Raw genomic sequence first — 20,315 nt, 5'->3', positions numbered from 1 at the left:
ACCATGAGCAAGACGTACAAGATCGCCGTCATCCCCGGCGACGGCATCGGCAAGGAAGTGATGCCCGAGGGCCTGCGCGCGCTGGACGCCGCGGCCAGGCGCTTCGGCCTGCGGTTCGAGTTCACCGGCATCGACTGGGCCAGCTGCGACTATTACCAGCAGACCGGCCAGATGATGCCGGACGACTGGAAGGCGCAACTGCAGGACCAGGACGCGATCTTCTTCGGCGCGGTCGGCTGGCCGGCGACGGTGCCGGACCATGTGTCGCTGTGGGGCTCGCTGCTGAAGTTCCGCCGCGAGTTCGACCAGTACATCAACCTGCGGCCGGTGCGGCTCTTCGAGGGCGTGCCCTGCCCGCTGGCCAACCGCAAGCCGGGCGACATCGACTACCTGGTCGTGCGCGAGAACACCGAGGGCGAGTACACCAACCTGGGCGGCGTGATGTACGCCGGCACCGAGCGGGAGATCGTGATCCAGGAGTCGGTGTATTCGCGCTTCGGCGCGGACCGGGTGCTGAAGTACGCGTTCGAGCTGGCGCAGGCGCGCGAGCGCCGGCACCTGACGGTGGCGACCAAGAGCAACGGGATCGCGATCTCGATGCCGTGGTGGGATGGGCGCGCGGACGCGGTCGGGGCGGGGTATCCGTCGGTCACGGTGGACAAGCAGCACATCGACATCCTGTCGGCGCGTTTCGTGCTGCAGCCGGGGCGCTTCGACGTGGTGGTGGCGTCCAACCTGTTCGGCGACATCCTGTCCGACCTGGGTCCGGCGACGACCGGCACGATCGGCCTGGCGCCGTCGGCCAACCTGAATCCGGAGCGCGACTTCCCGTCGCTGTTCGAGCCGGTGCATGGCTCGGCGCCGGACATCTACGGGCAGAACATCGCCAATCCGGTCGCGATGATCTGGTCGGGCGCGCTGATGCTGCAGTTCCTGGGCGAGCAGGCCGCGCATGACGCGATTCTCTCGGCGATCGAGCGGACGCTCGCCTCGGGCCCGCGCACGCGGGACCTGGGCGGCACGGCGAGCACGACCGAGATGGGCGAAACGATCGCAGCGCTGATCTGACCACCGCCCCGCTTCGATCAACCTCCAGCCTTTGAGGCCCCCTTTACCGCACCGCGGGAGAGGGGCACACGCGGGCTCAAAGCCAGCCGGCCCTGCGGAATCGCCAGAAGAGCAGCCCGCAGGTCGCGGTGATGACGCCGAGGGCGGCGGGGTAGCCCCATCGCCACTTGAGCTCCGGCATCACCTCGAAGTTCATGCCCCAGATGCCGGCGAAGGCCGTCGCCGCCGCGAAGATCCCGGCCCAGGCGGCCAGCCGCTTGGTGATCTCCGAGTCCTCGATCGCCGCCATCGACAGGTGCACCTGGATGGCGGTGGTGGCGGTGTCGCGCAGCGAGTCCAGCGCCGACTGCATCCGCTCGAGGTGGTCGTAGACGTCGCGGAAGTACTCGCGGGTGTCCTCGCAGATCGGCGGCACGCGGCCGCGCACCAGCTTGCCGACGGCGTCGAGCAGCGGCGACACCGCGTGCTTGACGATGGTCACCCGCTGCTTGAGCGCGTAGACGCGCTTGATGTTCTCGCGGGTCACGCCGGGCTCGAAGATCTGCGACTCGATCGCGTCGAGTTCCGCCTCGAGCGCCTCGATGACCGGGAAGTAGCGGTCGACGACCGCGTCCATGATCGCGTACATCACGAAGCCGGGACCGCGCTTGAGCATGTGGGGCTCGCGCTCGGCGCGGGCGCGCACGCCCAGCAGGCTCTGGGCGACGCGGTTGCGGATCGACAGCACGAAGTTGGGGCCGGCGAAGATCGAGACCTCGCCGGTGCAGAGCTCGTCGGTCGGCGTGAACTGGACGGTCTGCATGACGGCGAACAGCATGTCGCCGTACTCCTCGACCTTGGGCCGCTGCTGCCCATGCAGCGCGTCCTCGACGGCGAGCTCGTGGAGGTCGAACTCCTCCTTCATCGCCAGGACTTCCTCGGGCGACGCGTCGCGCAGGGCGACCCAGACGAAGCAGTCGGGCAGCTTGAGGTAGTCGCTGATCTCTTCCGGCCGGATATCGGCCAGCCGGCGGCCGTCGCGGTAGGCGACACAGTTGATGAGCATCGGGCGTCTCGCTTGTTATGGAATGCGGCGTGATCCGCCCGAGGGTAGCCCGGGCGGGATCAAGATGGCATCAAGAGAAACAGCACCTCGTCGCCGTGGCCGTCGCGCTCACCGGTGGGCCGCCAGCCGAGGTGGCGGTAGAAGCCGTGCGAGCGGTGCGCCGGGTTGTCGGAACAGCCGAGGAACAGCCGCCGATGGCCCATCCCTTGGAGATGCGCGACGGTCCGCGCCAGCAGCGCGCGCCCGAGGCCCTGGCCTTCGTGCGCCGGCAGCAGCGCGAGCACGACGATCTCGCCGGTGCCGGCGTCGCCGAAGCAGTAGCCGGCGAGCTGCCCGTCCGCCACCGCGACGAAGCCGGGCAAGGTGCCGTCGCGCACCTGGCCGGACCACGACGCTTCGGTGATGCCGAGCTCGGCGAGCCGCGCCGCGGAGATCGCGTTCTCGCGGGTGCGGCCGCGCAGGTCGATGCAGGCGGCGATGTCGGACGGGATGGCGGGGCGGATCGGGAGGCTCATGGGGGCTCGTGATTCAACAGCTCGAGACAGGCGGTGTACACGAAGATCCGGCCGCCGGCGGTTCCGCACAGTTCACGGACGATGCCGAGGTCGATCAGGGCGCCGACCGCCCGATGCAGTCCCTCGGGTGCCAACGCCGTCTTCTCGACGAGCGTCTCCTCGCTCGCGACCGGGCATCCGCTCAAGACGCGATGGACGAGGCGGACGTCATTCAGACTCGCCCGTCCGGGCTGGAGACGCTCGCCGTCCATCGTCGTGAGCGCCGTCAACGACAGCGCCATGTCGAAGGCCTGCGTGGCCGCGATGCTCACCCCCGTCGTGAAGAACCACAGCCACTCTTCCCAATCCCCGTGCAGGCGGACGTTCTGCAGAAGCTCGTAGTAATCGTCGCGATGCGACCTGAAGAAGAGCGACAGGAAGAGCACCGGCTCGCACAGGATGCCCTCACGCACGAGGATGAGGGGAATCAGCAGTCGTCCCAGGCGCCCGTTGCCGTCGAGGTAGGGATGGATCGTCTCGAACTGCAGGTGCGCCAGCGCCGCCTTCGCGAGCGGTCCATGGCGCCGCGGCTGGTCGTTGAGGAACTTCTCGAGATCGGACAGGCAGTCGTTCAGGCGATGCGCGGGCGGCGGCACGAAGACGGCCTTGTCCGCGCGCGGACCGCCGATCCAGTTCTGCGTCCGGCGGATCTCGCCGGGCGCCTTGCCCGTGCCGCGGCCATGGCGCATCAGCGTCGCATGCATGTCGTTCATCAGCCGCGTGCACAGCGGCATGCCCGCCTTCAGTTGCGCGAGCCCCTGGTCGATCGCCGCGACGTGGCAGGAGACTTCGCGCGCATCGTCGATCGGGACACCCGGCGCGCCGTCGGCCTCGTAGAGCATCAAATCCGACAGCGAGGACTGCGTGCCCTCGATCCTCGAGGACATCACCGCCTCCTTGCGCGCGTAGCTGTACAGCAGCGGTGCCGCGTCCGGCATCACCAACGCCGCGCCATCGAGCCGACCGAGCCGCACGAGCGCCTCGTCCAGCCGATCCTGGAGGTCCGTGTCGACGATCAGCGAAGGGCGCGGCGGCAGCGGCGCCGGCACGAACGCCTGGCACGGCGCGCCGCCGGCGATCGAGTATTCATAGGTTCCGGCCAGTCCACGTCGCATCGCGCGCTCCTTCGAAGGAAAGCCCGTGATGCTCCGCGCGGAGGCGATCCGCGCAACGGCAGATTGGCGCTATGCCGCTACCCGTGCAGGTCGCCACTCGACCAGCCGGCCGCCCGCCATCACGCCGATCCAGTCGCCCATCGCCTCCGCCTCGGCGGCGTCGTGGGTGACCATCAGCGCGGTCTGGCCGGCCGCGCGCAGGATCGCGCGCACCTCGGTGGCCAGGCGGTCGCGGGTCGCGGCGTCCAGGTTGGAGAACGGCTCGTCGAGCAGCAGCAGCCGCGGCGACGGGGCCAGCGCCCGCGCCAGCGCGACCCGCTGCTGCTGGCCGCCAGACAGCTCGTGCGGCATCCGCGCGCCGAGCTCGTCCAGGCCGACCAGCGCCAGCAGCTCGCGCACGCGGCGCTCGCGCGCCTCGCCGGGCAGCCGGCGCAGGCCGAAGCCGACGTTCGCCGCCGCGTCCAGGTGCGGGAACAGCGCGATCTCCTGGAACAGCAGGCCGACGCCGCGATGCTCCGGCGCGACATGCGTCATCGGCCCCGACAGCGTGCGTCCGTCCAGCGCGATGCTCCCCGAGCTCAGCGGCTCGAAACCCGCGATCGCGCGCAGCGCGGTGCTCTTGCCGCAGCCCGACGGGCCGAGCAGGCAGGCGATGCCGCCCAGCGGCAGCGACAGCGACAGGCCGCGCAGCACCGGCGCGCCGCCGGGATAACGGACATGGAGATCCTCGAGCGCGAGCGTGGTCATGTCGCCTCCTTCGTCGGGATGAACGCGGCCGACGGACCGTCCGCGTGAATGTCGATCGAGGCCGAGGCAAACCCGGCGGACGGCGCCGGCACGACGGGCGTCGCCGGTGCCGCTGGTGCGGTCGTTGCTGTCGGCGCTGTCGTTGCTGTCGGTTCCGTTGGTGCCGTCGTTGCCGTCGTTGCCGTCGGTGCTGTCGGTGCTGTCGGTGCCGCTGGTGCTGTCGGTGCCGTTGGTGCCGTCGTCGCCGTCGGTGCCGTGGGATCGCGGCTGAGCAGCAGCACCGCCGGCAGGCCCACCGCCACGATCAGCAGCGCGGCCAGCGCGCCGTGCTCGTAGCTGCCGCGCGCGGCCTCGGCATAGAGCAGCGTGGGCAGCGTCTCGAAGTTGGCCGGCCGCAGCAGCAGCGACGCGGGCAGCTCCTTCATCACGTCGATGAAGACCAGCAGCGCGCTCGCCGTCAGCGCCGGCCGCAGCAGCGGCAGGTGCACGCGGCGCAGCGTGCCCAGCGGCGACTCGCCCAGGCTGCGCGCGGCCTGCTCCAGCGCCACCGGGCAGCGCGCCAGGCCGGCCTCGATGCCGCCGATCGGCAGCGCCAGGAAACGCATCGCGCAGGCCGCGACCAGCACCGCGCCCAGGCTCATCAGCGGCAGTCCCGGCAGCCCGAGCGCGCCGGCGATCCAGCCGTCCAGGGCCAGCGCCGGCGGCAGCAGGCCGATCGCCAGCACCGTTCCCGGGATCGCGTAGCCGATCGCGGCGCTGCGCAGCCAGGCCGCCCGGCCGCGCGCCGCGGTGCCGGTGCGCCGCGCCGCCCAGGCGATGACCAGCCCGGCGCCGACGGCGATCGCGGTCACGCCCAGCGCGAGGCCGGCCGAATTCATCGCGCCGGCGAGCACCTCCGCCGACAGCCCGTGGCCTTCCGCCGCCCGTTTCCACGCGAGCACCGCCAGGTGCCCCGCCGGCAGCACGAAGCCGATCAGCACCGGCAGCGCGGCCGCCGTCGTCGCGAGTGCGGCGCGCCAGCCGCGCAGACGCCGCCGCGGCGCGGCGCCCATCGTCCGGACGGCGCCGGCCAATTGGCGTCGCCGCCCTTGCCGTTCCAGCCAGACCAGCAAGGCCACCACCGCCAGCATCGCGCAGGCGATCTGCGCCGCGGCGCCCAGGTCGGAGCGCGTCACCCAGGTCGTGTAGACCGTCGTCGTCAGCGTCGTCACGCCGAGGAACTCGGACGCGCCGACGTCGTTCAGCACCTCCAGCAACACCAGCCCGACGCCGACCGCCAGCGCCGGCCGCGCCATCGGCAGCGCCACGCGCCGGAACGCGCCCCACGGGCCTTCGCCGAGCAGCCGCGCCGCCTCCATCAGCCGCGCGGGCTGCGTCGAGAACATCGCCCGCATGCTCAGGTAGACATAGGGATAGAGCACCGCCGACAGCACCAGCACCGCGCCGCCCATCGAGCGCGCATCGGGCAGGCGGAACTGCCGCGGCGAGTCGAACCCCAGCAGCGCCCGCACCGCGCCCTGGAACGGGCCGATCGGATGCAGCAGGTCGACGTAGCTGTAGGCCGCGATGTAGGTGGGCACCGTCAGCGGCAGCAGCAGCGCCCAGTGCAGGACGCCGCGGCCGGGGAAATCGGCGCGGGTGACCAGCCAGGCGCAGCCGGTGCCGACCACCGCCGTCAGCGCGCCGACGCCGACCAGCAGCAGCGCCGTCTGCGCCGCGGCGCGCGGCAGCACGTGCGCGGCCAGGTGGGACCAGTGCGACACGCCGGCGCCCAGCGCCGTCCACGCGAGCGCGGCCAGCGGCGTCAGCACCGCCAGCGCGATCGCCGCGGCGGCCGCGCCCCAGACCGGGCCGACCGCGGGCGGCCGGCCGAACACGCCGCTCACGCCGTCACTGGTCGAAGGCGACCTTGTCGATCAGCAGGCTGGCCTGCTTGCGATGGCGAGCGATCTCGGTCAGCGGCAGCGGATCGGCCTTCAGCGGGCCGATGGCCGACTGGATCAGCGGATCCAGCGCCACGCCGGCGCGCACCGGGTACTCGTAGTTGGTCTGCGCGTAGAGCTGCTGCGCGGGCTCGGAGACCAGGAACTCCATCAGCGCCTGCGCGGCGGCCTTGTTCGGCGCGTGTTTCGCGACGGCCGCGCCGCTGATGTTGACGTGCGTGCCAGCGCCGCGCGCGGAGAACGTCGGCTTCAGCACCTGGATGCCGTCGCCCCACTTGCGGGCGTCGCTGCCCGGCTTGGCGGCCTTCATCTGGCCGACGTAGTAGGAGTTGGCCAATCCCACGTCGCAGATCCCGCCGAGGATGTCGCGCGCCACGTCGCGGTCGCCGCCGGTGGGCTTGCGGCCCAGGTTGGCCTTCACGCCGCGCAGCCACTGCTCGGTCTTCGCCTCGCCGTCGTGGGCGAGCATCGCGGCCACCAGCGCGGTGTTGTACGGGTGCTGGCCCGAGCGCGTGCAGACCTTGCCCTTCCACTTCGGGTCGGCCAGGTCCTCGTAGCGGATCGCGGCCGCCTTCAGCGACGGATCCGCGTACAGCACCCGGGCGCGCATCGACAGCGCGGTCCATTGGCCATCGGCGGCGCGCAGGTTGGCGGGCACGGCCGATTCGATCTCGGCCGACTTCAGCGGCTGCGTCACGCCGCCCTCGACCAGGTCGATCAGGTTGCCGACATCGACGGTCATCAGCAGGTCGGCCGGCGAGCGCGCGCCCTCCGCCTTCACCCGTTCCAGCAAGCCGTCCTTGACGAAGACCGTGTTGACCCGCGTTCCCGTCTTCGCGGTGAACGCCGACAGCAGCGGCTGCACCAGCGCGACCTCGCGCGTCGTGTAGAGCGTCAGCTCGCCGCCGGCCTTGGCGTTGGCCTGGGCCAGCGCCGGCGCCAGCGCGGCGGCGGCCATGGCCACCGCGGCGGCGGCCTGGAGGGGACGGAGGGCAAGGTCGGAGCGGCGCATCGTCGTGTCTCTTTCTCGATCGTCCGGGGCGGACGGGGAACCGAATCGCGTCGATGAGAATTCTTCTCATCTGCGGAGGCCGCACTGTAGGGGCCCGGTTCGCCGGTCGACAAGGAGACAAAAGCTGCGAGGCGCCGCAGGAATCGCCGTCCCCGCGTTTCAGCCTGCCTTCAGGTGGCGCCGTCCTGCGGCAGCGCCCGCACGCCGGCGGCGACCACGTCCGAGATCTCGCTGATGACCTGGCGCAGCCAGCGCTGCGCGGGGTCAGGCTCGGCGCGGACATGCCAGACCTGGCTGATCTCGATGCCGCGCAGCGGGAACGGCAGGTGTCGGCAGGCGAGCTGGCCGGCGAAGCCGGTGGCGGGGACGAAGCTGTCGGGCAGCACGGTGAGCAGGTCGGACTGCTGGACGGCCATCGCGCCGGTGAAGAAGCTGTTGACCGTCATCGCCACCGTGCGCTTGCGGCCCATCTGCGCCAACGCGTCGTCGACGAAGCCATGCGGCCGGCCGGCGAAGCTGACCCGCAGGTGCGGCGCGGCGCAGTAGGCGTCCAGCGTCAGCGCGCCGGGCGCGGCCAGCGGATGGTCGGACCGCATCACGCAGACGTAGCGGCTCGCGTAGAGCGGCTCGCGGCGGAAGGCGGCGCTGTCGTCCTCGACCTGCAGCTGCTCGGTCAGCTCGGGGAAGAAACCGACGGCGAGGTCGGCCCAGCCCTGCTCCAGCAGCTCGCGGGGGTCGCGCGTGGTCAGCGGCACGACGCGCAGGCCGACATGGATGCCTTCATCCAGGAAGCGCCGCGCCAGTTGCGGCACGACCAGCGCGGCGGTCGCGTCGGCCATCGCCAGCGTGAAGCTGACGGTGTTGCCGGCGGCGCGCGGGTCGAAGACCTGGGGTTCGAGCGCCTGCTGCAGGCTGGACAGCGCGCGGCGCACCACCGGCCAGAGCGCCTGGGCATGCGGCGTGGGCTCGACGCCGGTGGAGGTCGGGATGAAGAGTTCCTCGTGCGTCGCCTCGCGCAGCCGGCGCAGCGCGTTGCTGACGGCGGGCTGGGTGATGGCCAGCCGGTGGGCGGCGCGGGTGACGTGGCGCTCCTCCATCACCACGTCGAAGACGCGCAGCAGGTTCAGGTCGAGCGTCCGGAAGTTGACGGGGCGGGGGGCGGTCATGCGGCGGGATGCTAATTCCGTCACGGGGCATTTCCGCCAGTGATGACCCGATTCCGAAGCGCAATTGGCGGGGTCTACGTAAAAACCGCAATATCTCGACCACGGCGCCAGGACCTTCGTCCGGTGCCTCCAAACAGAAGGGAATCCGCCATGACCACCACCACGCTGAATGTCCACCTGATGGCTGCCGACGCTGCCCGGGTCCGCACCGCCAACGCGGCCGGCGAGCGCCTGGTGAGCCTGGCGCTGCGCGCCGGCCGGGGCGTCGTCGAGTTCGTGCACGCCGTCGCCGAGCTGCGTCCCCGCGAGACCGTCCTGCGCGCCGCGGCCGAGCAGTCGGCCGACCGCCCGGACCTGGCCTTCTCGCTGCGCCGCGTCGCGCGCAACGGCTGGATGATGTATTGAGCACCGTGTTTCTTCAGGACGTCTGACCCACGTCCGCTCCTGCAGGGAAGGCCGGGCCGCGAGGTTCGGCCTTTTTCCTTGGCGGGTCGGATCCGGCGCGTCAAACGCCCGCGCGCCGCTGTTGCGTCCGCGCCGCGAAACGGATGTCGGACGACATCGCCGGCGGCCTCCAGGCGGGGGCGCGAGTCCGGGTCGGTCAATTCGGTTGCTCGTCCCGCGCCGGCCATCCGCGTTTTGGCGGGATCGGCCGATCCGCCTCGCACCATCGACGCCTTGTCGTTGGAAACGCGAGGTGTGAGATGAGCGAAGCGATGGTGATGAAGGACGTCGTGCGGCCCGGGGCGCCGTATGGCCGGATGAACGACCAGCCGATGGCGGCATGCCTGCTCAAGGAGCCGGCGGACTCGACCTACCTGGCGCCGCGGCCGAAGCCGCCGGCGTGGTCGCCCGGCTCGCTTCGCCTGATCGGGTCCTTGAGCCTCCCGCCGTCCCGGCGCGAGCCCGCCGTCTATCGGCGCTCGTTCATCGACGACTACGTGCCCAACGAGTCCAGCCTGCTTCCGGCGGCGCTGGCCCGCCAGCTGCACGCCGCGGCCTTCTGGCGAGAAACGCTCCCCTACGGCACCTGCGGCGCGCGGATGATGAACGAGTTCCTGCTGGACTTCAGCTGGTCGTCATCGCGGCTCGAGGGCAACCCGCTCTCGAGGCCGGAAGCCGCGGAGGTGCTCGGGCGCCCCAGGCCGGGCGCTGGCGACGCGCTGCCCGCGAGCAAGGACGAAACGATGGTGATCAACCATCAGCTCGCGATCGACGTCATGCTTCGGTACGCCCGCCCCGCCGGGCTCACGCGCCGCCTGGTCGAGCAGATGCATGCCGCGCTCATGAGGAATCTCCTGGGGAATCCCGACGACCTCGGACGGGTCCGGAGGCACAAGGTCGAGATCGAGCACAGCGTCTACAGCCCTTGCGCCATTCCAGCGCTCCTGCAGGAGGTTCTGGAACACGTCGTCGCCAAGGCCTCGGTCACGCGAAACCCGGTGGAGGCCGCCTTCTTCCTGTGGGTCAACCTCGCCTATCTGCAAGCCTTCGCCGACGGCAACAAGCGCACCAGCCGGCTGAGTGCGAACGTGCCGCTCCTCCTCGCGAACTGCGCACCGCTCACCTTCGTCGACGTGGATCGCTCCGATTACGCGACCGCCATGCTCGGGGTCTACGAACAGGGCGATCTCTCCGCCGCGATCGATCTCTTCGAATGGACGTATCGCCGATCGATGCGCCGGTACCTGACGATGCTCGAACGGCAGCCAGGACCAGATCCCCACCACCAGCGGCACTACCACGCGATCACGCAAGCGATGCAAGCCGTGGTCATCGACCGGAAGTCCTTGCCGGCGGCGGTCGCCGAGTTACGGCTGCACGCTCCTGACGACGCTGTCGTGTCGCGGATCCTTCGCCAGGCGCTGACGGCCCTGCACGAGAGCAGCGGCGCGGCCTACCGCCTGAGCCCCGAGCAAGTCATGTCCTGGATCGCCGGCGGCCGTCCTCACTAGGCCCTGCCGATTCGGCGATCCCGCCCGCAGGTCGGACGGTGCGGCGCCCGGTGGGTGCCGCCCGCACAATGCCGGCCATGCTGAACGTCTCTGCCCTCGAGGCGGCCTCGTACGCCGGCGCGCATGCGCTGGCGATCTACGCCGCGCTGCTGCTGCTTCTCCTCGCCATCACCTGGGCGACCGCCCGCGTGCTGCTGCCCGACCGCGGCGACCGCACCGTCGCGCTCGAACCGCTCTCCCCCGTCGCGCTGGTCCTGCGCTTCGCCATCGGCTTCGCGTTCATCGTCGGCGGCGCGATGCTGTTCGCGGAGATCGCCGAGGCGGTCCACGTCGAGCACACGCTCGGCCAGCTCGACGAGGCCTTCATCGTCGCGATGATCGACCGCGTCCCCGACGCGGCGCTCCACGCCTTCTACCTGCTGACCTTCCTCGGCAACCGCGAGACGCAGATCGCCATCGGCGTCCTGGGCGCGATCGGGCTGCTGGCGCTGCGCCGGCGCGGGCTGGCGCTGGGCTGGTCGCTCGCGCTGCTGGGCAATGCGGCGCTCAATCCGCTGCTGAAGCACGTCTTCGAACGCGCCCGCCCCGTCCACCCGACCCACTGGCTCACCGAGGACGGCTTCAGCTTCCCCAGCGGCCACAGCTCCGGCACGGTCATGACGATGGGCATGCTGGCCTTCCTCGCGGTGCGGCTGCTGCCCCGGCGCTGGCATGTGCCGGCCTGGATCGCGGCGGCGGCGCTGGCCTTCTCGGTCGGCGCGAGCCGCGTGTTCCTGCGCGTGCATTTCCCCAGCGACGTGCTCGCCGGCTTCGCCTCCGGGTCGGCCTGGCTGACCGTCTCGATCGTCAGCATCGAGCTCGCGCGCTGGGCGCGTCGCCGGCGCGGCGCGCGTCAGGCCAGCGCGGTCGAGCTGACCCGCTGAAAGACGCCCGCGGTCTCGTCGACGTCCCAGCGCTCGACGACCGCCATCCGGCCGGGACCCGTCCGGATCACGTTGACCGAGTTCGGGATCCCGCCGCGCACGCGGGTGCTCAGCGCCGTGCCGGCCTGCACCGCCCACAGCCGGCCGGGCAGGCCGCGCAGCACCTCGTGCAGCGGCAGCACGTAGGGCAGGTGGATGTGGCCGCCGATCACCGCGTCCGCGCCCGCCTCCGCCCATCGCCGCATCGCCTTCATGTGCCCGCGCAGCAGGTTGCCCACGTCGGAGCGGCGCGTCACCGCCACCGGCTGATGCACCGCGATCAGCCGCGCCTGGCCGGGCCGCGCGCGGGCGATCCGCTCGGCGGTGCGTTCGATCTGGCGATCCGACACCTCGCCGTTCTTGTGCCGGTAACGGCGCGTGGTGTTGAGCGCGATCACCAGCAGGTCATCGGTCTCGAACTCGCTGTCCTCGGCCGGCCCGAACGCGCGTTCGTAGCGCTGGTACGGATGCAGCAGGCGCGTGTGCAGCGCATACAGCGGGATGTCGTGATTCCCCGGCACGGCCAGCCGCGCCGGCACGGCGAGCTTGTCGACGAAGGCCTTCGCCCGCGCGAACTCGATCGGCCGCGCGCGCTGGGTGATGTCGCCGGTGAGCAGCAGCAGGTCCGGCTTCAGCTCGCCGCACAGGCGCTCGAGCGCGGCGGTCGCCATCGGGCGCTCGGTGCCGAAATGCGGGTCCGACAGCTGCAGCACCACCGTCATCCGCCGGCCTCCATCGGCGCGGCGTTCGCCTGCGCCTGGACCCGCTCTTCGGCCAGGCCCTCGGGACGGATCAGCATCAGCGGATGCGGGGCGACCTCGAAACGCAGCGGCAGCTGCATCCAGAGCACCTCGCCGTCGGTGGCGACCTTGACGCGTCGCGCGCCGAAGCGCCGGCTGCGGACCGTCAGCGAATTGAAGGCGAAGTTCACGATCTGGTCGGCGTCGCGCAGCCGGCCCATGGCGCCGCGCATCAGCAGCTTCAGCAGGCCCCAGCGGCCGACCGGCTTGAGCATCACGCCGGCGAGCGCGCCGCGGTCGATCGCGCGCGCCTCGGGCAGGCCGACCTGCTCCATCTGCAGCGCGTTGTTGCCGACGAACACCGTTGGGGTGCGGACGTTGCGCGACTGGCCGTGGAGCTCGATGGTCAGGCCCAGGCTGCGATGCCCGCGCAGGATGGTCGCGAGCACCGCGCCGGCGGCGACCAGCCGGCTGCGTCCGAACTGCTGCTTCCAGACCTCGCGGTCCTCGAGCGATTGCGGGTAGAGGCCCAGGCTCGCGTTGACGATGAAGACGCGGTCGTTGAGCCGGCCGACCTGCACCGGCACGGCGCGCTCGGTCAGCAGCACGCGCAACGCGCCGTCGAGGTCGGCGGGAATGCCGTGGGTGCGGGCGAAGTAGTTGAAGGTGCCGCGCGGCAGCACGCCGAAGGCGCAGCCGCTGCCGAGCACCGCCTGCGCGACGCAGTTGATCGTGCCGTCGCCGCCCGCGGCGACCACGACGCCGCCGGCCTCGCGCGCGCGCCGGACCGCTTCGCGGGCGATGCCGCCGAGCTCGCCGGGCGCCGTGACCGGCATCAGTTCGCAGACGCGGTCCGCGGCCCGGCAGGCGGCCTCGACAGCCGGGCCGACTTCATCCCGGTCCCCACGGCCGGAGGCGCGATTGAACACGACGAACAGCGGCGGGGATCGGGACGCGACGGACTCGGTCATGGGCGATGAGGCGCCTCGACGGCGCGGCGGATCGGAAGTCGGAACGATAACCGGCCGGGCAAGCAGCGGTCCCGCGCCATCGGACGCATGGCCGGCCACACGCTAGGCTCGACAAGCAGCAATGAGGTACTCGTTCTCTTGTGCCGGTGTCGGCTGCGGAAGAGCGAGGCTTTCACACCTGTAGAGCGCAACGACCTCGTCCAGTGCATCCATTGCTTCCATCAACGCGTGCGTCACATCCTCGCCCTGCGTGATCAGCTCGGGGAGATCCCGACAGGTCACTACGAAACCGCCCTCAGCATCTGGTTGCAGATGCACCGCGTACTGCATTGGCGTCATCGTTCATTCCGTATGAGGATTTGGGGAGGGCTACTGTCACCTCGATGTGCCGAGCCTTCAATGACCAGAACTCGTGGGCTCCGCCATCTGGCTCGCCACTCCTGTTGATCGACACAACGAACGATCAGGAGCAGCGTTCTATCTCGCCCCGATGACCGGCGCCATCAGCATCTCGATCAACGCCCGCACCCCCGGCAGCGAGGGCGCCTGGCTGGAATGGCACAGCATCAGCGTGCGGCGCGCCCAGGGCTCGTCGAGCCGCGCGATCCGCAGGCCGTCGGAGAGCTGGCGCAGTGCCGCCTCGCGCGGCATGACGGCCACGCCGGCCCCCGCCTCGACCAGCCGCGCGATCGCGTCGAAGCTCGACACCCGCACCCGGTGGTGTGGCACGCGGCCGCCGCGCGCCGCCTGCGTCTGCAGGAAGCGGCTCAGCCCGCTGTCCGCGCCGAGCCCGACGAACGGCTCGTCCAGCAGGTCGACGAAGCGCACCTTCGCCGGTCCCCTTCCCCGCTTGGGCGCGGGCAGCAGCGCGATCAGTTCGTCCTCCAGCCACGGCCTCGCCGCCAGGCCCGTCGTGTCGACATGGCTGGCGACGATCGCGACATCGGCCACGCCCTCGCGCAACGCCTGCAGCGCGGCATCGCTCGACATCTCCTGCAGTTCGACGTCGATGTCCGGATGCGCGGCGAGGAAACGCCCGAGCCGAGGCGGCAGCGCCTCCGCCATCGCCGCCGTGTTGCCGAGCAGCCGCACCGTGCCGCGCAACCCATGGCCGAAGGCCGACATCGCCACGTGCAGCGAATCGAGCTCCGCCAGCACCCGGTGCGCCTGCCGCGACAGCGCGCGGCCCGCGTCCGTGGCGACGGCGCCGGTCTTCGAGCGGTCGAGCAGCCGCACGCCGACGCGGTGCTCCAGCGCCTTCAGCCGCGCGCTGGCCGCGGCGAGCGACAGGTTCATCGCGGCCGCGCCGGCGGTGATCGAGCCCGAGGCGACGACCGCCTCGAACAGCTGCAGGTCGAAGGGATCGACGCGGTAGTCCAGCGACCGGGCGGCGGCGCGGCGGGCGGCAGGCAGGGGGGAACGGGCTGCGGTCATCGAGGGCCATCCTCTTGCGAACGCGAAGGATATCCGCCGCACATCGAGATCGACAGCGCCTCGGTGCCCCCGGAAGATGCGCCGCATGGACACCCCTTCCTTCGCGGCGCTCGCGCCCTGGCTCGGCATCGGCCTCGTCTTCGTGCTGGCCGGCGGCGTCAAGGGCATCACCGGCATGGGCCTGCCGACGGTGGCGATGAGCCTGCTGGGCCTGTGGATGGCGCCGGCGCAGGCCGCCGCGCTGCTGGTGATGCCGTCGCTGGTGACCAACGTCGCGCAATGCCAGGGGCCGGCGTGGCGGAAGCTGATCGCCACGCTCTGGCCGGTGTGGCTGGGAATGATCGCGACGACCGTCTGGAGCCCGGACCTGAGCACGCTGGCGCCCATCGACGCGCGGCTCGCGCTCGGGGCGATCCTCGTCGTCTACGGCCTGTGGGGCCTCTGGAAACCGGTCGTGCCGCAGGTGTCCCGCGGCGCATGGGGCATCGGCCTGGCCGCCGGGCTCGCGACCGGCTTCGTCACCGCGTCGACCGCCGTCTTCGTGCTGCCGCTCGTGCCCTACCTGCAGGCGCTGCGCCTGGACAAGGACACGATGATCCAGGCGCTCGGCCTGTCCTTCACCGTCGCGACGCTGGCGCTGGCCACGCGGCTGCATGCCTTCGAAGGCGGCACCCTGCTCTCGGTCCCGGCGTTCGTCGCGCTGGCGGCCGCGGTCGGCGGGCTCGTGCTGGGCGCCGCGGTCCGGGCGCGCATCAGCGCGGCGACCTTCCAGCGCGCGTTGTTCCTCGTGTTCATCGCGCTCGGCGCGGCCAACCTGTGGCGCGCGCTGTGAACGCCGGCGCGGACCACGACGGACGCTGCGCGCTGGCCGCGCTGCTGGAACGCGCCTACCGTCTCGCGCTGTGGCTGCAGGACGCGGAACGCGCCGCCGGTGTCGAGCCGGCGCACCCGGCCGAGGGCGCCGAGACGACACCGTCGGCCTTCGCGATCCAGGTCGCCTCGTCGGAGCTGGTCGACGTGCTCGACGAAGCCCGCGCCTGGCTGGTCGCCGAGGCGCGGACCCAAGCAAGGGCCGAGACGACGCCCGCCGTCCCGCTCAGCTCAGCCGGAACGCCGACGCCAGTTCGTTCATCCGCTCCGCCTGATCGTTGAGCGACGCGGCCGACGCGGCGGCCTCCTCGACCAGCGCGGCGTTCTGCTGGACCATGCGTTCGACGTCGGTGAAGGTGCCGCGCAGCTGCTGCAGGCTGGTCGCCTCATCGGCGATCTCGTGGGCGATGCGTTCGATCTCGGCGCTGACCGCGCCGATGCCGCGCTCGATGCCGGTGATCGCCTCGCCGGCGGTCAGCACCTCGGCCTGGCCGCGCTCGACGCGCGTGACCGATTCGCCGATCAGCACCTTGACCTCGCCGGCCGCGTCGGCGCTGCGCTTGGCCAGGTTGCGCACCTCGGCCGCGACGACCGCGAACCCGCGTCCTTGCTCGCCGGCGCGGGCCGCCTCGACGGCCGCGTTCAGCGCCAGGATGTTGGTCTGGAACGCGATCGCGTCGATCACCGAGACGATCTCCGACATCCGCTTCGAGCTCGCGCCGATCGAGCTCATCGTGTCGACGAAGCCCTGCACCAGGCGGCCGCCGGCGGCGGCGCTGGCGCTGGCCTCGTCAGCCAGCGTGCGGGCCCGCGCCGAGGCCTGCGCCGTGCCGTCCAGCGTCTCGGACAGGCCCTGCACGTTGCTCGAGGCCGCCTGCACGCGCGCCGCGGCGTTTTCGCTGCGCACGCTGAGGTCCTGGTTGCCGGCGGCGATCTCGTCGGCGGCGCCGTGGATCTCGCCGGAGGCGACCTGCATCTGCGTCACCAGCCCGCGCAAGCGGTCGCGCATCGAGCGGATCGCATCGAGCATCCGGCCCAGGTCGTCGTTCGTGTGCCACGACGATTCGGCCGTCAGGTCGCCCTGGGCGATGCGCTCGGTGAGCTGTTCGGCCTCGTGGATCGGACGCCAGACGCCGAGCAGCGTGCGCCAGAGCAGCAGTCCCATCGCGGCGAGGCCGCCGATGACCACGATCGACGTCAGCAGCAGGCGGTGCGCGACGGCCGACTCGCTGTCGTCCAGGCGCTGGGACAGCGTGTCCATCACGCGCGCCGACAGCTCCGACTGCAGCACGGCGCCCTTCTTCAGCGTCGCGACCAGCTGATCGAGCGGGTAGTTCACGTCCTTGGCCGAGGCGTCCAGCGCCTCCAGCACGACCTGGCGCTGCTGTTCGACGCGCCGCAGCGTCTCGGCGTAGTCGGCGGCGCGTTCCGCATCCGCGGCGGCGGCTTGCCGCAACGCCGCGTTGAGCTGCCGCAGGTCCGCGCGATAACGGCCGGCGGCATTGCCGACCGCGGCGACGTCGTCGACGGCGGCGGCAGTGGCGATCGCGCCCAGCTCGGCCAGCGTGTCGGTCAGCTGCGGCGCGACCTGCAGGCCGGCCACGACGTTGAAGTAGGTCGCGCCCTCGGGCTGCATCACCAGGCCGGACTGCGCGTTCAACTGCGAGACGGCGTCGAACAGGCCGTCCATCAACGCGCGGTATTGCGGCGACTGGACCTGCAGCATCTGGTTCACGCCCTTGCCGTGCAGCGCCTTGAACTGCTCGCGCAGCTGGTTGGCCTGCGCGATCAGCGCGTCGCCATTGCGGACCGGGGCGAGCTCGACGACGACGGCATCGAAGGCCTTGTCCAGCTTGGCCGCGGCGGCCTCGCGGGCGGCGGCCTGCTCGGGATGCGAGGACGCCGTCGCGGAGGCGAGGCGGTGTTCGGAGAGATCGGCGATCACGCGTTGCCACGCCTGGTGGGCGGGCAGCGCGGTGCGCTGGGTCTGCACGGTGCGCAACGCACCGAGGAGGTTGAGGCCGAGCTGGGCGGTCGGCAGGAGGCAGACGGCGCCGCACAACAGGGCGACGGCGACGAGGCGGTGCTTGAGGGACATCGGGCGGGACCTGGGGAGGCCGGTACTTCAGGGCGCCGCGAGTCTTGCAATGGATGGTTACAGTTCCGGGAAAACCAGGAGCGCCTCCGAGGAGGCGACCGGGAAGCGGGGTTTTTTAACGCTGGCGCGGGAGCGCGTGGCGGCAATCGCACCGACGGACGCGGGCCTCGGCAACGGGCGTGCCGGAGGGCGTGCCGGGATGTCGCGGGAACGCGGTCGTGCTGTCCCTGGAAACGCGCCGGCGGCGCATGGACGGGTGGCGAGGCCTCTCCTACCGTTGGAGGCGCGGTATTTCAGCCATCCACCGCACAGGGAGAGATTCAATGAAGACCTTGCTCAAGCGAATGGCCGGCACTCGTTTCGCGCGCGCGCTGGCCTGCGCCGGCGTGCTGCTGGCCGCCGGGACGTCGGCCATGGCCGAGGAGTTCCGGTACGTCTACATCGGGAACGACATCCCGATCCATTACAGCCATTTCCTGCTGCCGCCGGAGTCGCCGTTCTACGACTACTCGACGACGGGCCGGATCATCGTGGAGGTGGTCGACGACGCGCCGCTGACCGCGGGCACGACGCTCAGCGACGTGAACTGGTTCCGGCTGTCGGTGCAATCGGACAAGGACCCGGGGCACCACTTCGCCATCTCCACGCCGCTGGTGCCGGGAGGCACCGTGTGCTGCAGCGTCTGGCACGAGCTGTCGGGCGACCTGAGCATCGGCGGCGTCGATGCCAGCGGCCGGCCGACCAGCTGGAACATCTGGCTGCAGGACTACTACATCCTGCCGACGGGGCGGCACGACGTGACCCGGATCGCGACCTCGAACGCGCAGGACGGCTTTTCCGCGGGGAACCAGGACGGTTTCGCCGCGGGCGGCGCCGGACTGGGCGGTGGCACCTGGCTGGTGATGCCGGTGCCGGAGCCGTCGACCTACGCGCTGATGATCGCGGGGGTCGGGCTGCTGGGGGTCATCGCGAGGCGGCGGTCGCGGGTGGGCTGAGGCCGTCGTCGGCCTCCTCGATCCAGCGCGCGATCGCGGCGAAGACGACCAGGCCGAACCGGATGTTGAGCCAGGTGTCCCGCCTCGCGTCACATTGACGTAGGTAGTGGCGCCCGTAGGGCATGACGACGAACTCGAGGCCGAAGCGGCCTCGAGGCGCGCCGCCATCGTCGGTCGTCAGCAGGGAGAGGTCCAGGTAAGGCTTGCCGGCGCCATGCGTGGCCTCGACAACACCGCGCACGGGCCTGCCGACGAGTCGGCCGAGCGGCATCTCGAAGCGATCCTTGCGACGGCCCCGCGCTAGGGTGACCGGCAGGCCCAACGCGGTCGCCGACGCGCGCACATGGTCCTGCAGGTCGGCGCGCGTGGCGTCTGGCGCGACGGACGCGATGCCTTCGATGAGGTGCCGCCGCTCCTGCTCGACCTGGTCCATCGAGCGGCGCTCCGAGGCCTGCATGCCGACGGGGTCGACATGGGCCTTCGATGCGAAGACCGAGAGCCGTGGATCGATGGAGGCCGGCAGGGTCGCGGCGCAGCGGGTCTCGATCCAGGTGGCCTGGCGGACCATCGCCACCGTCATCTCGTCGAGCAGCGGAGAGACGTAGTCCCGCAGCGTCCGGTCGCGCGCCTGCCAGAGCCACGCGACGCCGTTGACGGAGAGCCTTTCGAGCAGCACCTCGGACAGCACGTCCGAGATGGGCGGCAAGGCCTCGGGAAAGTCCGCGCCGAGGTGCTCGATCACATGGAGGATCCGCGCCGGAACGGCCATGCCGGCCGCCGTCAATGCGTCGACGATCGCCCGCTGAAGTGGGCATTTCACGCCCATGTGCGGGGGACGCCAGGCTCGTCGAACCGAATCACATGTAGATCTCGTTGACGTCCTCGCCGTCCGGCCAACGCGTGCAGGTGCCCGTCCCGACGACGCTGATCGGTTGCTGCGAGGTCCGCGCGGCGAGCAGCAGCGCCAGCTGGCGCTTGCCGGCGGGCGAGTTCTCGTCCTTGATCATCCAGTAGTCGCCAGTGTTGCAGCCCGGCCGCTCGACGCGCGGGCCGTCCAGGACGAAGTAGACAAGGCCGTCGGAAGCCCGCAGGGTCACGGTCTTGATGCGGCCCGACTGGCTGCCGGCGAAAGCCGACGAGGCGGTCAGCAGCGCGAGCGCGCCGATGGCGAGGAACTTGGTCATGTGTATGTCCTGAATCGGTGGCGGAATGAATGTCAGGATTGCATCGACAGGCAGCGGTTGGTGACAGGGCTCGCTTCAATCCGCCATCTGGATGAAGTACGCGCTCGGCTGATTGCTCCAGGAGCCGATCTGCGAGCATGACGTCAGCGCGGGGTCGTTGTAGTAGATGGTCACCGGCTTGGCGGCCAGGCGGTGGACGAGCAAGGTGGCGTAGAAGCCCTTGCAGGCCGTCGTGTTGATCTGGAAGTTGCCCTGCGCGGTCGAGCTGCAGATCGTGTGGATGTTGGTCCCGTTGGCGATCACGACGGCCCGGTTCTGGTCGTAGCCGAGATAGCCGATCTGGCCGGTGCAGGAGATGGCGTTCGCCGCCAGCGGATTCAGGACGAGGACGCTCGCGGCCAGGCCGGCCAGCGCGCGTCGGGCGCGGGTATCCATGGTTTCCTCCCTGGGCTCCTC

At 71.2% G+C, this 20,315-nt stretch carries 22 protein-coding genes; 7 read left to right on the top strand and 15 right to left on the bottom strand.

The genetic code is table 11. The annotated features are described in order from the left end of the window. Positions 1 to 3 precede the first annotated feature (3 nt). Entirely contained in the window at positions 4 to 1,068 is a 1,065-nt protein-coding gene (locus N5D62_RS21475; protein ID WP_279759931.1) for a tartrate dehydrogenase, read from the top strand. A gap of 76 nt (positions 1,069 to 1,144) precedes the next feature. On the opposite strand, the gene corA is transcribed toward N5D62_RS21475, so the two are convergent. The 7 genes from corA to N5D62_RS21440 all read right to left on the bottom strand — a co-directional run bounded on the left by corA (position 1,145) and on the right by N5D62_RS21440 (position 8,650). Beyond that, positions 1,145 to 2,113 carry a magnesium/cobalt transporter CorA gene (corA, locus tag N5D62_RS21470; RefSeq protein WP_279759930.1) on the bottom strand — a complete coding sequence of 323 codons (969 nt, stop codon included), beginning with the start codon at positions 2,111 to 2,113 and terminating at the stop codon, positions 1,145 to 1,147. Between the two features lie 59 nt (positions 2,114 to 2,172). Further along, the gene (locus N5D62_RS21465) at positions 2,173 to 2,628 is read right to left on the bottom strand and encodes a GNAT family N-acetyltransferase (protein WP_279759929.1); all 456 of its coding nucleotides are present in this window, start codon (positions 2,626 to 2,628) and stop codon (positions 2,173 to 2,175) included. Further along, complete coding sequence (locus N5D62_RS21460) at positions 2,625 to 3,716, bottom strand: Fic/DOC family N-terminal domain-containing protein (protein WP_279759928.1); 1,092 nt, start codon at positions 3,714 to 3,716, stop codon at positions 2,625 to 2,627. The genes N5D62_RS21465 and N5D62_RS21460 overlap by 4 nt, the downstream gene beginning before the upstream one ends. A gap of 135 nt (positions 3,717 to 3,851) precedes the next feature. Next, a complete protein-coding gene (locus N5D62_RS21455; protein WP_279759927.1) occupies positions 3,852 to 4,529 on the bottom strand; it encodes an ABC transporter ATP-binding protein in 678 nt (225 codons plus the stop codon). After that, complete coding sequence (locus N5D62_RS21450; protein WP_279759950.1) at positions 4,526 to 6,406, bottom strand: iron ABC transporter permease; 1,881 nt, start codon at positions 6,404 to 6,406, stop codon at positions 4,526 to 4,528. The genes N5D62_RS21455 and N5D62_RS21450 overlap by 4 nt, the downstream gene beginning before the upstream one ends. 13 nt (positions 6,407 to 6,419) lie before the next feature. Beyond that, positions 6,420 to 7,484 carry an extracellular solute-binding protein gene (locus tag N5D62_RS21445; RefSeq protein WP_279759926.1) on the bottom strand — a complete coding sequence of 355 codons (1,065 nt, stop codon included), beginning with the start codon at positions 7,482 to 7,484 and terminating at the stop codon, positions 6,420 to 6,422. A 170-nt stretch (positions 7,485 to 7,654) separates the two neighbouring features. Beyond that, positions 7,655 to 8,650 carry a LysR family transcriptional regulator gene (locus N5D62_RS21440; protein ID WP_279759925.1) on the bottom strand — a complete coding sequence of 332 codons (996 nt, stop codon included), beginning with the start codon at positions 8,648 to 8,650 and terminating at the stop codon, positions 7,655 to 7,657. 150 nt (positions 8,651 to 8,800) lie between these two features. Between N5D62_RS21440 and N5D62_RS21435 the strand changes: the two genes are divergently transcribed. The 3 genes from N5D62_RS21435 (at position 8,801) to N5D62_RS21425 (ending at position 11,528) form a co-directional block, all read left to right on the top strand. Beyond that, a complete protein-coding gene (locus N5D62_RS21435; protein WP_279759924.1) occupies positions 8,801 to 9,055 on the top strand; it encodes a hypothetical protein in 255 nt (84 codons plus the stop codon). 299 nt (positions 9,056 to 9,354) lie between these two features. Further along, on the top strand, positions 9,355 to 10,605 hold the full coding sequence (locus tag N5D62_RS21430) for a Fic family protein (protein ID WP_279759923.1): 1,251 nt from the start codon (positions 9,355 to 9,357) through the stop codon (positions 10,603 to 10,605). A gap of 77 nt (positions 10,606 to 10,682) precedes the next feature. Continuing rightward, positions 10,683 to 11,528: a phosphatase PAP2 family protein gene (locus N5D62_RS21425; protein ID WP_279759922.1), complete on the top strand. Its 846-nt coding sequence runs from the start codon at positions 10,683 to 10,685 to the stop codon at positions 11,526 to 11,528. Here N5D62_RS21425 and N5D62_RS21420 read toward each other — a convergent pair. From N5D62_RS21420 to N5D62_RS21405, 4 genes are all read right to left on the bottom strand, one after another. Continuing rightward, complete coding sequence (locus N5D62_RS21420) at positions 11,498 to 12,289, bottom strand: metallophosphoesterase (RefSeq protein WP_279759921.1); 792 nt, start codon at positions 12,287 to 12,289, stop codon at positions 11,498 to 11,500. The two genes, N5D62_RS21425 and N5D62_RS21420, sit on opposite strands and share 31 nt — an antisense overlap. Then, a complete protein-coding gene (locus N5D62_RS21415; protein WP_279759920.1) occupies positions 12,286 to 13,278 on the bottom strand; it encodes a diacylglycerol kinase family protein in 993 nt (330 codons plus the stop codon). The genes N5D62_RS21420 and N5D62_RS21415 overlap by 4 nt, the downstream gene beginning before the upstream one ends. A gap of 102 nt (positions 13,279 to 13,380) precedes the next feature. After that, on the bottom strand, positions 13,381 to 13,617 hold the full coding sequence (locus N5D62_RS21410; RefSeq protein WP_279759919.1) for a type II toxin-antitoxin system HicB family antitoxin: 237 nt from the start codon (positions 13,615 to 13,617) through the stop codon (positions 13,381 to 13,383). 138 nt (positions 13,618 to 13,755) lie between these two features. Then, the gene (locus N5D62_RS21405; RefSeq protein ID WP_279759918.1) at positions 13,756 to 14,712 is read right to left on the bottom strand and encodes a LysR family transcriptional regulator; all 957 of its coding nucleotides are present in this window, start codon (positions 14,710 to 14,712) and stop codon (positions 13,756 to 13,758) included. A gap of 85 nt (positions 14,713 to 14,797) precedes the next feature. On the opposite strand from N5D62_RS21405, the gene N5D62_RS21400 reads away from it, so the two are divergent. Next, complete coding sequence (locus tag N5D62_RS21400) at positions 14,798 to 15,544, top strand: sulfite exporter TauE/SafE family protein (RefSeq protein ID WP_279759917.1); 747 nt, start codon at positions 14,798 to 14,800, stop codon at positions 15,542 to 15,544. Next, complete coding sequence (locus N5D62_RS21395; RefSeq protein WP_279759916.1) at positions 15,541 to 15,864, top strand: hypothetical protein; 324 nt, start codon at positions 15,541 to 15,543, stop codon at positions 15,862 to 15,864. The genes N5D62_RS21400 and N5D62_RS21395 overlap by 4 nt, the downstream gene beginning before the upstream one ends. Here N5D62_RS21395 and N5D62_RS21390 read toward each other — a convergent pair. Next, positions 15,809 to 17,680 (bottom strand): methyl-accepting chemotaxis protein, encoded by a 1,872-nt coding sequence (locus tag N5D62_RS21390; RefSeq protein WP_279759915.1) that lies wholly within the window; start codon positions 17,678 to 17,680, stop codon positions 15,809 to 15,811. The two genes, N5D62_RS21395 and N5D62_RS21390, sit on opposite strands and share 56 nt — an antisense overlap. A 323-nt stretch (positions 17,681 to 18,003) precedes the next feature. Here N5D62_RS21390 and N5D62_RS21385 point away from each other — a divergent pair, with 323 nt between their 5' ends. Further along, positions 18,004 to 18,675, top strand: a complete 672-nt coding sequence (locus N5D62_RS21385) for a PEP-CTERM sorting domain-containing protein (RefSeq protein WP_279759914.1) — start codon at positions 18,004 to 18,006, stop codon at positions 18,673 to 18,675. Here the strand turns inward: N5D62_RS21385 and N5D62_RS21380 are convergent. The 3 genes from N5D62_RS21380 to N5D62_RS21370 all read right to left on the bottom strand — a co-directional run bounded on the left by N5D62_RS21380 (position 18,644) and on the right by N5D62_RS21370 (position 20,294). Then, a complete protein-coding gene (locus tag N5D62_RS21380) occupies positions 18,644 to 19,459 on the bottom strand; it encodes a hypothetical protein (RefSeq protein WP_279759913.1) in 816 nt (271 codons plus the stop codon). The genes N5D62_RS21385 and N5D62_RS21380 overlap by 32 nt on opposite strands. Before the next feature lie 73 nt (positions 19,460 to 19,532). Next, positions 19,533 to 19,859 (bottom strand): hypothetical protein, encoded by a 327-nt coding sequence (locus tag N5D62_RS21375; RefSeq protein WP_279759912.1) that lies wholly within the window; start codon positions 19,857 to 19,859, stop codon positions 19,533 to 19,535. Positions 19,860 to 19,934: 75 nt separating this feature from the next. Further along, positions 19,935 to 20,294: a hypothetical protein gene (locus N5D62_RS21370; protein ID WP_279759911.1), complete on the bottom strand. Its 360-nt coding sequence runs from the start codon at positions 20,292 to 20,294 to the stop codon at positions 19,935 to 19,937. Positions 20,295 to 20,315 lie beyond the last annotated feature (21 nt).

Source organism: Mitsuaria sp. GD03876, from assembly GCF_029840635.1.
Lineage (GTDB): Bacteria > Pseudomonadota > Gammaproteobacteria > Burkholderiales > Burkholderiaceae_C > Roseateles.
This window is presented reverse-complemented; position numbering and strand designations above follow the sequence as displayed.